15 protein-coding genes and 1 tRNA gene are annotated in these 14,627 nt (G+C 70.7%); 9 read left to right on the top strand and 7 right to left on the bottom strand.

Features of this window, described 5'->3' with window-relative positions; all coding sequences use genetic code 11:
- Positions 1 to 443 precede the first annotated feature (443 nt).
- Positions 444 to 1,247: a response regulator gene (locus HXX10_RS02295; RefSeq protein WP_296519807.1), complete on the bottom strand. Its 804-nt coding sequence runs from the start codon at positions 1,245 to 1,247 to the stop codon at positions 444 to 446.
- A 200-nt stretch (positions 1,248 to 1,447) separates the two neighbouring features.
- Between HXX10_RS02295 and HXX10_RS02290 the strand changes: the two genes are divergently transcribed.
- The 5 genes from HXX10_RS02290 (at position 1,448) to HXX10_RS02270 (ending at position 6,020) form a co-directional block, all read left to right on the top strand.
- Complete coding sequence (locus HXX10_RS02290; RefSeq protein ID WP_296520058.1) at positions 1,448 to 1,678, top strand: NepR family anti-sigma factor; 231 nt, start codon at positions 1,448 to 1,450, stop codon at positions 1,676 to 1,678.
- Positions 1,675 to 2,253: a sigma-70 family RNA polymerase sigma factor gene (locus HXX10_RS02285; RefSeq protein ID WP_296519805.1), complete on the top strand. Its 579-nt coding sequence runs from the start codon at positions 1,675 to 1,677 to the stop codon at positions 2,251 to 2,253. Before HXX10_RS02290 ends, HXX10_RS02285 begins: the two co-directional genes overlap by 4 nt.
- Before the next feature lie 268 nt (positions 2,254 to 2,521).
- Positions 2,522 to 2,914 (top strand): hypothetical protein, encoded by a 393-nt coding sequence (locus tag HXX10_RS02280; protein ID WP_296519803.1) that lies wholly within the window; start codon positions 2,522 to 2,524, stop codon positions 2,912 to 2,914.
- 32 nt (positions 2,915 to 2,946) lie between these two features.
- Positions 2,947 to 5,409 carry a DUF3772 domain-containing protein gene (locus HXX10_RS02275; RefSeq protein ID WP_296519802.1) on the top strand — a complete coding sequence of 821 codons (2,463 nt, stop codon included), beginning with the start codon at positions 2,947 to 2,949 and terminating at the stop codon, positions 5,407 to 5,409.
- Positions 5,406 to 6,020, top strand: a complete 615-nt coding sequence (locus tag HXX10_RS02270; RefSeq protein WP_296519800.1) for a CAP domain-containing protein — start codon at positions 5,406 to 5,408, stop codon at positions 6,018 to 6,020. Before HXX10_RS02275 ends, HXX10_RS02270 begins: the two co-directional genes overlap by 4 nt.
- 34 nt (positions 6,021 to 6,054) lie before the next feature.
- Here the strand turns inward: HXX10_RS02270 and HXX10_RS02265 are convergent, their stop codons facing one another.
- The 3 genes from HXX10_RS02265 to HXX10_RS02255 form a co-directional block, all read right to left on the bottom strand.
- On the bottom strand, positions 6,055 to 7,191 hold the full coding sequence (locus HXX10_RS02265) for a GNAT family N-acetyltransferase (RefSeq protein WP_296519798.1): 1,137 nt from the start codon (positions 7,189 to 7,191) through the stop codon (positions 6,055 to 6,057).
- Positions 7,192 to 7,194: 3 nt separating this feature from the next.
- Complete coding sequence (locus HXX10_RS02260) at positions 7,195 to 8,580, bottom strand: lipopolysaccharide biosynthesis protein (protein ID WP_296519797.1); 1,386 nt, start codon at positions 8,578 to 8,580, stop codon at positions 7,195 to 7,197.
- 336 nt (positions 8,581 to 8,916) lie between these two features.
- Positions 8,917 to 9,339 (bottom strand): c-type cytochrome domain-containing protein, encoded by a 423-nt coding sequence (locus HXX10_RS02255; RefSeq protein ID WP_296519795.1) that lies wholly within the window; start codon positions 9,337 to 9,339, stop codon positions 8,917 to 8,919.
- Between the two features lie 347 nt (positions 9,340 to 9,686).
- On the opposite strand from HXX10_RS02255, the gene HXX10_RS02250 reads away from it, so the two are divergent.
- The 3 genes from HXX10_RS02250 to HXX10_RS02240 are packed head-to-tail and all read left to right on the top strand — an operon-like array spanning position 9,687 to position 10,570.
- Positions 9,687 to 10,178 (top strand): hypothetical protein, encoded by a 492-nt coding sequence (locus HXX10_RS02250; protein ID WP_296519794.1) that lies wholly within the window; start codon positions 9,687 to 9,689, stop codon positions 10,176 to 10,178.
- 32 nt (positions 10,179 to 10,210) lie between these two features.
- Entirely contained in the window at positions 10,211 to 10,399 is a 189-nt protein-coding gene (locus HXX10_RS02245) for a hypothetical protein (RefSeq protein ID WP_296519792.1), read from the top strand.
- A 21-nt stretch (positions 10,400 to 10,420) separates the two neighbouring features.
- Positions 10,421 to 10,570: a hypothetical protein gene (locus HXX10_RS02240; protein WP_296519791.1), complete on the top strand. Its 150-nt coding sequence runs from the start codon at positions 10,421 to 10,423 to the stop codon at positions 10,568 to 10,570.
- Between the two features lie 22 nt (positions 10,571 to 10,592).
- Here HXX10_RS02240 and cysK read toward each other — a convergent pair whose 3' ends face one another.
- The 3 genes from cysK to HXX10_RS02225 all read right to left on the bottom strand — a co-directional run bounded on the left by cysK (position 10,593) and on the right by HXX10_RS02225 (position 14,310).
- Positions 10,593 to 11,582: a cysteine synthase A gene (gene cysK / locus HXX10_RS02235; protein ID WP_296519789.1), complete on the bottom strand. Its 990-nt coding sequence runs from the start codon at positions 11,580 to 11,582 to the stop codon at positions 10,593 to 10,595.
- 260 nt (positions 11,583 to 11,842) lie between these two features.
- Positions 11,843 to 13,339 carry a M48 family metalloprotease gene (locus HXX10_RS02230; RefSeq protein WP_296519788.1) on the bottom strand — a complete coding sequence of 499 codons (1,497 nt, stop codon included), beginning with the start codon at positions 13,337 to 13,339 and terminating at the stop codon, positions 11,843 to 11,845.
- Between the two features lie 29 nt (positions 13,340 to 13,368).
- Positions 13,369 to 14,310 carry a thermonuclease family protein gene (locus HXX10_RS02225; RefSeq protein WP_296519787.1) on the bottom strand — a complete coding sequence of 314 codons (942 nt, stop codon included), beginning with the start codon at positions 14,308 to 14,310 and terminating at the stop codon, positions 13,369 to 13,371.
- A 211-nt stretch (positions 14,311 to 14,521) separates the two neighbouring features.
- Here HXX10_RS02225 and HXX10_RS02220 point away from each other — a divergent pair.
- Positions 14,522 to 14,598: transfer RNA gene (locus HXX10_RS02220), tRNA-Arg, on the top strand.
- The last annotated feature ends 29 nt before the right edge of the window (positions 14,599 to 14,627 follow it).

Here is a 14,627-nt window from a genome sequence, read left to right as displayed (position 1 = left end):
AAAATCAAAAAATAATCGACGAAGGCCGGAACCAAACCGCGCGTCGCCTGTTTTCCATCTGACCGGCCGCCATTCCCCCTCCCCCCCCGTGCTCGGCCGGCCATTTAAGGCGTGGTTGACTCCGTCAACCACGCCTTTTCTCTGTGGCGGGCCAGCCGGCAGATCGAGAGCGGGGCGCGTCTGGCTCATCTGCTTGCGACTGAAAGATTTCGGACCGGGGTGAGGTTTCCACCGGAGAACCGGTGCAGCCACTGTGCCGCGGGCGCGACACGGTCAGGGTCGTCACGTTCGCGACAGGGTCAGGTTCAGGGTCGCCAGCCTGCGGGACGGTTCGATCGGTGGGTCATGTGCGGATCCGCCGACTGCTCGCCGCATGCCTCCCCAAAACCTCCTCCGGAGGCGCAACGGATCGTCGCCGCCGGTCGTGCCGGCGGCGGACCCGGTCAGGCCGGGATGCGCCGCTCGCGCCGCGTCGCGTTGCGCTCGAAGAACAGCGCCTGGCTGACCACCGCCGAGACGGTCGCGGGCTGGAACGGCTTGGCGATCAAGAAGGCCGGCTCCGGCCGCTGGCCGGTGAGGAAGCGCTCCGGATAGGCCGTGATGAAGATCACCGGCACCTCGAAGGTATCGAGCAGCTCGTTCACGGCGTCGAGGCCGGATGAGCCGTCGGCGAGCTGGATGTCGGCGAGGATCAGGCCGGGCCGCTTCTTCTGGGCGATCTGCACGGCCTCGCCGTGGGTGCGGGCGATGCCGACCACATGGTGGCCGAGGCTCTCCACCAGCCCCTCGAGGTCGAGCGCGATGAAGGTCTCGTCCTCGATGATCAGCACGTCGGTGGCGATCTCGGCGGCGAGCTCGCGGCCGGCTTCCTCGACCAGGCTGCGCACGCGCGCCAGGTCGATGTCGAGGATCTCGGAGGCGTCCTCTTCCGAGAAGCCCTCGAGCGAGACCAGCAGGAAGGCCTGACGGGCCTGCGGCGTGAGCTGGCCGAGCCGCCGCTCCGCCGGCGTGTCGGGCTCGACCAGGTCGGACGCGCCGTTGACCGGCAGAGAGTTCCAGATCGCCGTGAAGCAGCGGAAGAGAGCGACCTTGGGCTTGCCCGCCTCACCGAGGATCGAGGGTTCCTTGATCATCGCCTCGAGCGTCGCGGCAACGTAGGCGTCTCCCGAGGTTTGACTGCCGGTGAGCGCGCGCGCATACCGGCGCAGATACGGGAGATGGTGAGCAACCATTTGCGCCGACGACAAGTTTGAACTCCCGATTGTTGTTGGTGTTCTGGTGGCGAGACAGGGGAAACGCCCCGGTCACATAAAAGTTCCCTTGGTTGGAACTATGGCAGGTTTCCGGAGTTGGTTCAAAGTTCACGGGGTCCGGCGTCACCCGGGTATCTCGGGCGGGTCGGTGTGAGGACGTGATGAAAGAAAGAAAGTCGTTGCGACCGGAAGGATTGGTTCAAGTGAGGGCTGCTTCGGCAAGACCGGATCCGACTTTGAATCGCGAGATCCAGACCAAGATCGGCCAGCAGCTCCGCGCCATTTACGACGACATCGTCGATCAGGGCGTCCCGGATCGCTTCGCCGACCTGCTGCGCAATCTCGACAGCCCGGTGGCGAACGGCCACGCGGGAAACGGCCACGCGGGGAACGGGAAGACGGCCGGCAAGGACTCCGGCGAATGAGTCGAGACCCCTCCGGCCGCGCATCGTCGCGAGACGACGCGTCCGTGCGCGAGGCGATGCTCGCGGCCGTGCCGTCTCTGCGTGCCTTCGCGATCTCGCTCTCCGCCAATGTCGACCGCGCCGACGATCTCGTCCAGGAGACGCTGCTGCGCGCCTGGTCCAATCTCGATTCGTTCGAGCCCGGCACCAACATGTCGGCTTGGCTGTTCACCATCCTGCGCAACCTGTTTCGGTCCGAGTATCGCAAGCGGCGCCGCGAGGTGCCGGACAGCGACGGAACCTATGCGGACAGCATGAAGACGCAGCCCGAGCAGTCGAGCCGCGTCGAGTTCGAGGAGTTCCGCGAGGCGCTCGGCAAGCTGCCGTCCGATCAGCGCGAGGCGTTGGTGCTGGTCGGGGCGTCGGGCTTCTCCTACGAGGAAGCGGCCGAGATCTGCGGCTGCGCGGTCGGAACCATCAAGAGCCGCGTCAACCGCGCCCGCACGCGCCTGGCCGAGCTTCTGGCCATCGAGAGCATCGAGGACCTCGGTCCCGACCGCGAGTTGCGTGCGGTTTTCTCAGGTGGTGGCAACTAGGCCGCCGAGAGGGCTGCCCGGCGCTCGCTCCGTTCTTCCTCGCAATTCCCCGCATCATCGATCCCTCCGGGATCTGCGTGCCGACCGTGCCCGGTGCGTACGTCTCCGCCGGGCCGCGGCCGTCGCTCCATCCGTCGCAGCCTCGATCCTTCGATCCTCCATGCTTCTGCCGTGAATCCGGCCCAGTCGGAGGGCGGCTCGACACGGCGATTCCGGTTGGGCCATAAGGATTGCGGCGGGCCGACGGCACGCCCGGCGGAGGACCCCCATGGTGCACCAGGATTCGACCCGGCAGGACGTTCGCGTTTCGGGCCCGGCCCGGCTGCTGCGGCAGCCGTTGCTGCGGCTGCTCGCCATCAACCTCGCCTTCGGATTGCTTATCGCCATGCTGGCGGTGGCCGCGCTGCTCGCGCTCGACGCGCATCGGCTGCGCAGCCTGGTGCTGGGCGACCAGTCGCCCGTGGTGGCGGTGGGGCTGCTGCTGTTCGGCTTCGCGATCACGCTGGGAAGCTGGGTGATGGGCAGCGCCATCATGCGGATCGGCGGGCAGGACGGCGGACCGGAGCGCGGGGCGGGCGCCCGGGTGACGGCGGCCGAGGTCGCGGCCGAGGCGGGGGCCGACGGTCGGGTTCCGGTGCGGGCGACCGCCGGGCGCCGGTGATCCGGCAGGCCGAGAGACCACGGGGGCGGGGGATGCAGGAGACGGAACGGCCGAAGCGCCGCATCGGGCGGCGCGCCGCCCGCGCGCCACTCGCCACGCTGGCGCTGGCCGTGTTGGTGCTGGCGACCGCATGGTTCGGCGGCGCGGCCGTCGCCCAGGGCGCCAAGCCAGCGCCGCCCAAGCCGGCCGCGTCGACCACGCCGGCCCAGCCGGCGCCGCAACAGCCGGCGGTCGTCGCCAATCTCGAGTCGGCCAAGACGGCGCTGGAGGAGATCGAGAAGGCGCTGGCCGCGGACTTTCATTTCGACGAGCCGCTCGCCGAGATGCGCCGTCGCCTGACTCCGATGCGGTCCGAGCTGCGCGACACCATCGCGTCGCTGGAGGACGAGGCCAACCAGGCGACCGCCCAGCTCAAGCAGCTCGGCGATGCGCCCGAGGACGACGAGCCCAAGGAGGACGCCGGCGTCGCCGCCGAGCGCGCCAAGCTGGTCAAGCGCCAGGGCGACATCGAGGCCGCGCTCAAGCAGGCCCGCCTCCTGACGGTGCGGGCCGACGAGGCGAGCGAGAAGGTGACGGATCTGCGCCGTGGCCTGTTCACCCGCGAGTTGTTCGCCCGCAACGCTGGCCTGTTCAGCCACACCTTCTGGACCGATGTGAGGGATGCGCTGCCGTCGGAGACGGGACGGATCGTCCAGCTCCTGCGCGCCTGGTGGATGTATGCGAGCACGTCCGCCAGCCAGGGCAGCCTGATCGGCGCCGCCCTGACGCTGCTCGGCTTCGGCCTCGCCGCCGTGCTGCTGCTGCGCTGGCTGCGCCATCGCATGGTCGACGAGGGCTTGGCGGTGCGGTTCGACCGCGCCTATCAGGCCGTCATGGTGCTGGTCGGCTACGCCGTGACGATGCCGGGCGCCGTGCTGGTGACGGTGCTGGTGCTGGAGAATTTCGGCCTGATGCCGGCCTGGATCAAGGCGCTCGGCATCGGCCTCGCGCTGTCGGTCCTGACCGCCAGCTCGGGCCGCGCGGTGGCGCATGCGCTGTTCGCGGCCGACCAGCCGAGCCGGCGGCTGTTCGGCTGGTCCGACGCCGAGGCGTCGCGGGCGACGGCGCACCTCACCTGGGCGTCGCGTGCGCTCGGCGCCGCTTACTTCCTCAATCTGCTGCACAAGACCACGACGGCGCCGATCGCCCTGACGGTCGCGACCAGCGCGCTCCTCTCCATCGTCATCGCGGGGCTCTCCTTCGACTTCATGTGGCGGACCGCCAAGGGCAGCGTCGTCGACGAGACGCCGTCGGGCCCGGGCCTGAGCGTCGTGCGGGTGCTGCTCGGCCTGTTCGTCGCCGCCATCCTGGTGCCGCTGGTCGTCGGCTACATCGCGCTCTCCGCCTTCGTCGCCAGCCGGCTGGTGATCGTGCTGACGCTCGCCGGTGCGCTCGTCATCGTCGACGCCTTCGTCGACGCGCTGTTCACCCAGGTGCTGTCCAGCGCCAGCGAGCGCGGCCGCGCGTTCGCGGCGCTGCTCGGCCTGTCGCCGCGCGGCCTCGACCTGATCGCGACGCTGCTCTCGGCCGTGATCCGGCTGTCCGTGCTGGTGCTCGCCATCCTGGCCGTGCTCGGCCCCTGGGGCGTGTTCGCCGACGACGTGCTGACGAAGCTCGCCGAGGCGGCGTTCGGCTGGCAGGTCGGCGGCGTCACCATCTCGATCCAGACGATCCTCGGCGCCATCGCCATCCTGCTGCTCGGCGTGCTCGCCGTGCGGGGCGCGCAGCGCTGGCTGGAGACGAGCTTCCTGCCGCGCACCGCGCTCGATCCCGGCCTGCAGCACTCGATCTCGACGCTGTTCGGCTATGCCGGCTTGATCGGCGTGCTCGCCGCCGTGCTCGGCGCCGTCGGCATCGACCTGCAGAAGATCGCCCTGATCGCCGGCGCCCTCTCGGTCGGCATCGGCTTCGGCCTGCAGTCGATCGTGTCGAACTTCGTGTCGGGCCTGATCCTGCTGGCCGAGCGGCCGATCCGGGTCGGCGACTGGGTGGTGGTGAAGAGCGAGGAAGGCTTCGTGCGCAAGATCAGCGTGCGGGCCACCGAGATCGAGACCTTCGACCGCGCCAGCGTGATCATCCCGAACTCCGAGTTCATCACCAGCGCGGTGAAGAACTGGACGCACGGCAACACGCTCGGCCGCGTCTCCGTGAAGCTGCGGGTCGCCTATGACAGCGACGTCGAGCGGGTCCGCGACATCCTGGTCGGCTGCGCCCGCGCCCATCCGCTGGTGCTGCGGGCGCCGCCGCCCAGCGTCTATCTGCTCGGCTTCGGCGAGATCGGGCTCGACTTCGAGCTGCGCTGCATCCTCGCCAATGTCGAGAACGGCCTCTCGGTGAAGAGCGACCTGCACGTCGCTGTGCTGCGAGAGTTCCGCGAGGCCGGCATCAAGATTCCCTATCCGCCGCACGACGAGCGCGTGCCCGGCCCGATCCTGCTCGAGGAGCCGACGCGATGACGTCCGCCTTGCACCCGTTCCGGCCGCGCCGGCGCGACATCGTCCTCTTGATCGGCGGCGGCGCCGCGCTGGCGCTGGCCGGCTGCGCCTCGGACCGCGATCCGTCGCAAGACGAGCCGAGCTTCTATCAGAACCTCACCAAGGGGGGGCAGCTCGATCCGGTCGCCGCCGCCTCGATGATCTCCGGCTATCGCCGCAACAACGGGCTCGGCGTCGTCGCGCTCGACCCGGTGCTGATGCGGCTGGCGCAGGAGCAGGCCGGCGCCATGGCCGCCAAGAACAAGCTCGACCACAATGTCGGGCGTGATTTCAAGACCCGCATGACGACCTCCGGCTTCGATGCCAGGATGGCGGTCGAGAACGTCTCGGCCGGCTATCACACGCTCGCCGAGGCCTTCTCGGGCTGGCGCGATTCGCCGCCCCACCGCGCCAACATGCTGTCCAAGGAGGCGACCCGCATGGGCATCGGCGCCGTCTACGCGCCGAGCACCAAGTACCGGGTCTTCTGGGCCCTCATCCTGGCCGCCCCCGACCAGCGCTCCGATGCGGCGGGGCCGGCGGCCGGTCAGCCGCACCAGTGGGGCATGACGCAGCAGGTGACGATCAGGTAATAGGCGGGCAGACGGTCGCAGCGACGAGTGCCGGTTATCGTCGCAGCCGGTCGCGGGCTGCCTTCGCGGTTGCGATGGCGGCGCGGCGGAGCCCTTCCAGCCGGTAGGCGAGCGTGAAGCCGGCGCCGCCCGGCCGCAGCGCGATCAGCCGGTCGGAGAGCACCCGGCGGTCCGCCCACAGCCGGTCGATCATCGGGTGGCCGGCGACCGCACAGGAGTCGACCACGGTGATGCGCGCGTCGCGCAGCAGCGCGTCGGACAGGTCGAGGGCGAGAAGAACGCCCGGCGAGAACTTCGCCAGCGTCTCGTCATAGGCGGTCTTCCAGAACCAGGTGCCGCCGCCGCTCGCCAGCACGATTCCGGCCGCCACGGTGCGCCCGTCGAGCCGCAGTCGCGCAATGCTGGCGTGGCCTTCGGCCGCGAGACCCGCGACGGCCGTCTCGATCAGGGCGCGCTGGGCCGGGCTCGCGATCGCCGCGGTGCCGGCCGTGCCCTTCCAGCCGCTCGCTTCGAGATCGAGGAAGTCCGCCAAGGCCGCAACCGTCGCCTCGCCCGCGGTGAGGTCGAAGGTGAGCGTGCCGCGCTCGGCGAGCCGGCGGCGCTGGCGGGCGTGCTCCTTGCGGCGTGGATCGACGACGGCCGGCCCAGCGTCGGGACTGGCCGGGCGCACCAGCTCGGCGCGGGCGTGGCGATCGAAGATCGCCATACGCCGGCCGCTGGCGATCAGCACGGCGCCGAGGGCCACGGCGACCGGACCGTTGTCTGCGAGGTAAGGCAGCAGCAGCGTCGTCGCACTTTTGCGAGCGAGATGATCGAGCGTCGCGGCGACGACGCCCTGCGGGTCGGCGGGATCGACGAGCGGCGTGCCGAGCGGCGCGAAGGGATGCGTCCAGCCGATCAGCACGGGGATCGGCACGCCCCAGCGGGTGCGGCTCGCCCGAAGCGGAAACAGGCCGGCGAGCCGGCCGCCGGCATCGCGCACCAGTACGGCGCCGACGCCGTGCCCATAGAGGGGCGCGCAGGCGAGCGCCACGGCAGGCGTGTAGAACACGTTCGGCTCGACGGCGCGCTCCGCGAGCGCGTCCCATTCGGTCCGCAGCGCGGCGTCGCCGGCGAGCCCGACGAGCGGCCGCCACTCGGTCCGGAAGGCGGAGCGGGCGGTCGTCGGCATGGCTCAGCCGCGCCCGCGTGGACGCCAGATGAAGGCGTGGAGATGGAGGCGCCGCTTCACCGCCAGGAACAGCAGCAGCGATTCGACCACCACGGCCCCGGCGGTCGCGAAGGCGGCGCCGAAGATGCCGTGGCGCGGGATCAGCACCACGCAGAGCACGACATTGGTGGCGAGCGCGAGCGCGTAGACGGCGGCGCACAGCGGCTGGTTCCCGGTCATGTTGAGCAGCCGGTCCGCCGGCCCGACGGCGCCGCGTGCGAGAAGCCCGATCATGATGATCCCGATCAGCGGATAGCCGGCGTCGAAGCCGGGCCCGAACAGCATCAGGATCGGCTTGCCGAGCGCCAACAGCAGCAGCCCGAAGGCGAGCGTCGGCCAGAACGTCCAGCGGATCGCGTCGGCGATGAACCCCTCGAGCTTGGTGCGCTCGCCGGCGACGTGATAGGCGCTGAAGCGGTGCGCCACCGCGGCGCCGACCGCATACGAGATGAAGTGGACGAGCGACAGCGTCTTGCTGGCCGCGTAGTAGATCGCCACGTCCTGCGGGCCGACGAAGAGCTGCAGCACCAGGATGTCGACGTAGAACAGCAGCACGAAGAAGCTGTCGACCAGGAAGATCGGCAGAGACGTCTTCAGCCAGTAGCCGACGTCGAAGCGGCGCGGGCCGGTCGGCACGGCTCGGCGCATCCGCCGGCCGATCAGCACGGCTTGGGCGATGGTGACGAGCCACATGGCGCCGCCGGTGACCGCCAGCGCCGCGACGGCGTCGATCGGGCCGCCGCCGGCGTGCAGGCCGCCCATCACGGCGAGGATCATCACCGGCTGGACGATGAACAGCGGCACCAGCGCGAGGGCGATCCAGTCGAACGAGCGGGCAATGCCGTCCTGGGTCATGCTGAGCGAGAAGATCGGCAGGGTCGCGGCGGCGATCAGGAAGGGGACGACGAAGCCTTGCGGCACCCGGTCGCCGAGCAACCAGACCGCGCTCGCCAGCAGCACGCCGGCGACCAGGCCGAAGCCGAAGCACAGCGCCCGGCCGCCGGCGACGAAGCCGCGCAGGCCGTCGCCGTCGTTGTGCATCCGGTATTCCGGGATGAAGCGCTGGGCCGAATAGGCGAGGCCGAGCGGGGCGAGCGGGCCGAGCACGCTGGCCCAGGCCCAGACGGCGACGTAGATGCCGAACTCGAAGCGGCCCATCCAGCGGGCCAGCAGGATCTGGGTGACGAAGATGATGCCGGCGCTCGCCACCCGGATCAGGAAGGCCGAGCCGGCGCTGCGCTGCGCCACCGAGCGGTCGCTTCCGTCCCGCCGCCAGGCGGTCAGGCGTGCCGTCAGGCGGGCGGCCAGCCGGGCGAGCGAAAGGCCGCGGCCGTGGTCGGTCTCCGTCAAGGCCAACGCATCCCCTCCGCTGCACGGCTGCCGAGCCGCGACCCTAGCGGATGCCTGTTAATGTTCGGTTCGCCGCCGCTTCTCGCGCGACGCCACGCCGCACGGCCGCGTGCGGCGCACTGCGATGCCCTGTTCCGCCTCGCGCGAGGTGCTCCTCGCACGAAGCCACGCCGAATTGCCTGCCGCACACTGCCCCGCCCGGCCAAACCCGGTCACATCGCGAGGACATCGTTCGGCGCGACCCCGAACGGCCGGAACCCGTCGCCGGACACTGCAGTCGATCTGCCTGAAACAGGCAGGCCCGACTTCAAAACTCCTGATTGAAAAGCCCAAACTCTAATTGTCGAGCGCGCCTTCCTGAATCCAGTGGCGGATGGCGTCGCGGTCGCAGGTGGAGAGCTTCTTCATGCCATGCGGCATCCGGATCTCCGGCTTCACCCGCCAGTCGAGCAGGGCCATCAGGCTCGATCCGTCGGGATCGCCCTTCACCACCATCGGGCCGAACTTGGTACCCTTCATCAGGCCCGCATGGGTCCGCAGGTCGAGGCCGCTGGCGTCAAAGCCGGCGCCGCCCGGCTGGTGGCAGTCGAGACACCGGCCCTTCAGGATCGGGAAAATGTCCTCCTTGAAGCTGACGGTCGGGGGGCGTTGTTTCTGGCGCGATTTGCCGCTCTGGGCGACGGCGTCGAACGACAACGACATCGTTCCAGCCGCCAGCACGGCGACGACGGCGGTGAAGCCCCGCAGCCATCTCGTCATTGTTCCTCTCCTCATGTCCAACGTTGTCGAACGCCAGCGCTGTCGGTCGAGGATCCGGACGGGCGGGGGCTCGGCGTGCCGGACACAGCGGAGGCGACCCCCGCACCGACGATGCTAGAGCCAGGAGAAACAAAAACAATCAGGGAGAGCGCGCAGGGAGGAATTGCCCGTCGGGGTTAGGTCGGGGCCGAGACGGACGTTCTGTGGTCGATCTCGTTCGGTCCGTCCTGGCAGTACCGCCGGTTCCGTTTCGCGGCGGGTCCGGCACGGTCCCGGCCCTGTGATTTGCCTTTGTGCCGGGGTCATGATGCGCTGACCGCAAAAGATCGGATTATCGGGAGCGCGCCATGCAGAACTGGATCGGCACCGCCTTCTTCGCGGCAGCGGCCGTGTTGCTGCTCGCCGGCTTCGCCCACAAGCGCCGGGTGCTGGCTGCCCGCGCCGCCGCCGCGGCTCGCGGCATCGTCCCGACCGAGCCGGGACTGCGTTCGGTCGCCGCCTTCGGCGAGATCATGCGGCCCGTGATCCTGTTCTTCCTCGCCTATGCGGGCCTCAAGACGGCGGTGCTGTTTCTCGTGCTGGACGGCGAGGAGCTGCTGTCCTGGTTCGATCTCGCCGGCGTGCTGGCGCTTCTTGCCGCCTACGGCACCTGGATGAGCCTGCGGACCAGCTACCGGATGAGCGATCTCGCGGTCGCCGAGGCCGCGGCGGCAGAGGCGAAGGCCGGGCCGGCGGCCGCGACGACGGCCGTCGCGAAGACGCCGTCCTATGTCGGCAGGCCGGCCAACGATCCCGGCCCGCCCGACGGCGGCATTCCGCGCAGGCGCGGCGCCCGCTGAGGACCGGAGGCATCCGGCCGGACGGAGGACGCATGGACGGCGATTCGAGTCTGGTCCTGGTCGAGCTGATCCTCGCCCTCGCCGTGGTCTTCGGGTTCGCGTTTCGCGAGCTGGCGACGCTGCGGCGGCCGCGCGCCCCGCAGCCGGGTGGCGACGCGTCCGCGCCGGCTTCGGCCCCGGTTCGGCCCACCGCCCGGTCCGGCCGGCCGCCGGCCCGCTGAGCCGCGCGAAAAGGCGATCCGATGGACTGGCCGCTGGTCGCCATCGAGGTGCTGTTCACCGGCAGTGCAGTCGCCTTTGCGGTGTGGCAGCTCGTCTCGGTGCGGCGTGCCAAAACGAACGGCCGGCCCTCGATCGAGGACCGGCCGCCGGTGTCGTCCGACCCGCCGTGAGGCGGATATCTCGTCGAGGCGATCAGAGCCCTTCGAACAGCGCGGTGGACAGATAGCGCTCGGCGAAGGAGGGCAGCACGGCGACGATGGTCTTGCCGGCGAACTCCGGCCGCGCCCCGATCTTGAGGGCGGCCGCGACGGCGGCGCCCGACGAGATGCCGCCCGGGATGCCCTCGTAGCGGGCGAGCGCCCGGGCGGTCTCGAAGGCCGTCTGGTTGCCGACCGTCACCACCTCGTCGATGATGGCGCGATCGAGCACGTCGGGCACGAAGCCGGCGCCGATGCCCTGGATCTTGTGCGGGCCCGGCTTGCCGCCGGACAGCACCGGGCTGTCCTCCGGCTCGACCGCGATGATCTTGATCGACGGCCTGTGGGCTTTCAGCACCTGGCCGACGCCCGTGATGGTGCCGCCGGTGCCGACCCCCGATACGAAGGCGTCGATGACGCCGTTGGTGTCGTTCCAGATCTCCTCGGCCGTGGTGCGGCGATGGATCTCGGGGTTCGCCGGGTTCTTGAACTGCTGCGGGATGATGGCGTTCGGCGTCTCCTGCGCCAGCTCGCCGGCGCGGGCCACGGCGCCGCTCATGCCCTGCGCGGCCGGCGTGAGCACCAACTCGGCGCCGAGCAGCGCCAGCATCTTGCGGCGCTCGATCGACATCGACTCGGGCATCACCAGGATCAGCCGGTAGCCGCGCGCCGCCGCCACGAAGGCGAGCGCGATGCCGGTGTTGCCGGAGGTCGGCTCGATCAGCACCGAGTCGGGCTTGAGCCGGCCTTCGGCCTCGAGCGCGTCGATCATGGCGACGCCGATGCGGTCCTTCACGGACGAGATCGGATTGAAGAACTCGAGCTTGGCGAGAATATTGGCCTTGACGCCCTGAATCTGCGGCAGGCGGTTGAGGCGGACCAGCGGAGTGTCCCCGATGGTGTCGGTGATCGACTCGAACACGCGTCCGCGGCCCGCGACGCGGGCCTGCGACGGCGGCACCGGTTTCAGCGCGGCTTCGGCCATGACATCTCTCCACTGCGGACGGGCTCAGCCCGTCGATGAGGACTTCGCGGGCCCGCGGCCCGTCGATGAGGGTCTCCTCATTAAAATATCCATCTCCCTGGGGCAACGCGGCGGGAGCAAAACGAAAAATCGTACTCTTCCGGAGGGTGCGCGAGGGATTTCGGTCTCGCCGGGCCCGCCCCGGCAGACATTCTTCTCGTGCCCGGTCGACGCGCCACGCCGCAGGCGTGATCGATGGGACGGTATTTCCCTGCCGGCGGCTACTCGACCACCAGCTTGACCTTGTCCCCGGCCTTCGGGGCGTCGGTCGCCGACAGGCCGTTGAGCACCCGGAAACGCTCGACCTGGCGGTCGATCAAAGCCATCCGGCCGGCGAGCTTCTCCACCGTGTCGCCCGGCCGCACCGTGACGATGCGCAGGCGCAGTGGCTTGGCGTTGCGGGCCTCGGCGAGCGACAGCCGGCGGATCGAGTTTGCCGATTCGCGAAAGGCGCGGTCGACCTCGGCCGAGCGGGTCTTGCTGGCATAGACGAAGCGGTAGACGTCGGCGCCGTTCTTGATGACGACGACGCGGAACCACCAGGGATCGCCCTTGGCCGCGGCCGTCACGGCCGGGAAGCCGCCGGCCGTGGTCTCCTCGACCGAGCCCGGCTCGATATTGTCGATCCAGCCGGCATTGAGATAGTCGGCCAGCGTCTGCTCGGCGGGCGGCCGGACGATGTCGAGCCGCAGCGCCTGGTCGCCGCCGTCGCGGCTGCCGAGCACCGCCTGGGCGGTGTTCTCCAGCGTGAAGCCTTCGGGCGCCGTGAACGCAAAGCCGAGCTTCGGGTGGAGGAAGCGCCGCCCGCGCACGAAGCCCTCGATCGGGTCCTCGCCATAGACGAGGCCGTCGACGGCGGCGAGGAACTCGGCGCGGTCGCGCTCGCCGGAGACGGGCTGGCTGTTGGCATTGGCGAGCGCGTTCTCGATGCGCTCCGGGGTCGCCGGATGTGACGACAGGAAGTCGAGCGAGCGCGGATCGGCGCCGCTCGCCGAGCGCAGGCCGGCGAAGCGCCCCATCGCGCCGAGGATGCGGGGCGCACCGTGCGGGTCGTAGCCGGAGCGCGCCGCGATGCCGACCCCGATGCCGTCCGCCTCGAACTCCTGGGCCCGCGAAAAGCTCGCCAGCGCCAGCTTGGTCTTGGCGATCGCCAGCGCCCCGGTGGTGTCGGACGGATCGGCCGCGGCGGCGCCCGCGATGGCGACCCGGCGGGCCTGGTCCTCGCGGATGGCGGCGTGGCGGGCCAGCACATGCGCCATCTCGTGGGCCAGCACCGAGGCGAGCTCGGAGCCGTCATTGGCCAGCCCGATCAGGCCGCGGGTGACATAGAGGTCGCCGGTCGGCAACGCGAAGGCGTTGATGGCGGGCGAGTTGAGGATCGTCACCTTGTAGTGCAGCTCGGGCCGCTCGGAGGCGGCGACCAGCCGGTCGACCATGCTGGCGATCATGGCCTCCAGGCGGGCGTCCTTGTAGGCGCCGCCATAGGAGGCGAGGATGCGGCGGTGCTCGCGCTGCGCCGGGGTGAGCTGCTCGGTGGTCCGGCGCGGCTCGGGAATGCCGCCGGTCTGGTCGAGGGTCGAGATCCAGGACGAGCAGCCGGCCAGCGCCGGCAGCGCCAGGGCAAGCGCCAGCACGGCGGCACGGCGCCATGCTGCGGCGCGCCACCCGAATCGCAAGCTGCCTCGGTGTCCGACCGACGTCACCGACTCCGACCCCATCCCTCGTGGTCTCAGTATTCCTTGCGGCCTCAGTGTCCCTCGATCGCGAGCTGCTCGGCCCGCAGAATCTCGATCCGCGGCCCACCCCGCTGCTCGACGATGCCCCGCAGCTCGACCCGGCGGCCGGCGAGCCGCCGCGGATCGAGCCCGGCCGCCTGGAGCGTCCGCTCGATCCGCTTGGGGATCGTGCCGGCGAACGCCTCGGACCAGCGGCGGCCGAAATTCACGTAAATCGTGCCGCCGCTCTCCCGCACCGAGTCCACGCGCCCGACAATCACGGCGAACCGCCCGCGTCGCTTGAGGATCTCGGCCGGTTGCTCGGCCGACAGGGCAGCATAGACGGGGTCGGACCACAGGCCAAGATTGGCCTTGCGGGCCTCCCGCTCGGCGGTACGCAGGGCCGGCATGCAGGGCGTGTCGTCGACCCGGGCGGCGACGCGGGCGAGCCCCTGCGCCAGCAGCTCGCGTTGCAGGGGGCGGTCGCCGTCGACGAAGCCCCAGGCGACCAGCCGATTCCAGCGGTCCGGCTGCGGCGCGCCCTGACGGAGCACCACCTCGCGGTCGCGCACCAGGGCGGCGAGTTTTTCGCGCGCCTCGGCTCCGGGGCTTGGCTGCGCGCCGGCAGCCGTGGTGGGGGGCGGGGTCGTGTTTCCGGGCGTGGCCACCGCTGCGGTCGACCCCGCTGCCGGTTCCGATGAGAACTCGACCGGCGCCACCTCGATGCCGGCCAGCAAGACCTCGCGGCCGTCGGCGAGCTTGAGCGAGCGCCCGTCCGGTACCGCCGTAACGGTGCCGCCGGGGAGGTCCGACAGGGCGCAGCCGAGCGCGGTCAGGCGCGGCGCGGCGGAACCGGACGGCGGCGCGGCGAGGGCCGAATGGGTCGGCGCCTGCGCGGGGGCCGGCGCTGCGCCGGCGACCGCCAGCGCCAGCACGGCCGTCATCAGCACGCCCATCCTGCCGGCGAGGCGCATCGGCCCTGGGGTCGGAGGCGGAGGGATCGAGGGCCGGGCGACGCGCATGGCACGACGATGCCGGGCCGCCCGGGGAAAGGCGAGTCCGGACGTGCCGGGCCACGGGTTCCGGTTCGCCCGTCTGGGGCGGCCCGGTGCCCGACAACCCCGCCCCGCAGGACGTCGCGGCCCGGATGCATCGTTTTCGACGATATGCTAGTCGTCGCCGCACGGTCCCGTAGCTCAGCCGGATAGAGCAGCGGTTTCCTAAACCGAAGGTCACAGGTTCGAGTCCTGTCGGGACCGCCATCCCCGTCGATCATCTGGGTCGCGGCCGC

The sequence above is a fragment of the Rhodoplanes sp. genome (assembly GCF_013377085.1).
GTDB lineage: Bacteria > Pseudomonadota > Alphaproteobacteria > Rhizobiales > Xanthobacteraceae > Rhodoplanes.
This window is presented reverse-complemented; position numbering and strand designations above follow the sequence as displayed.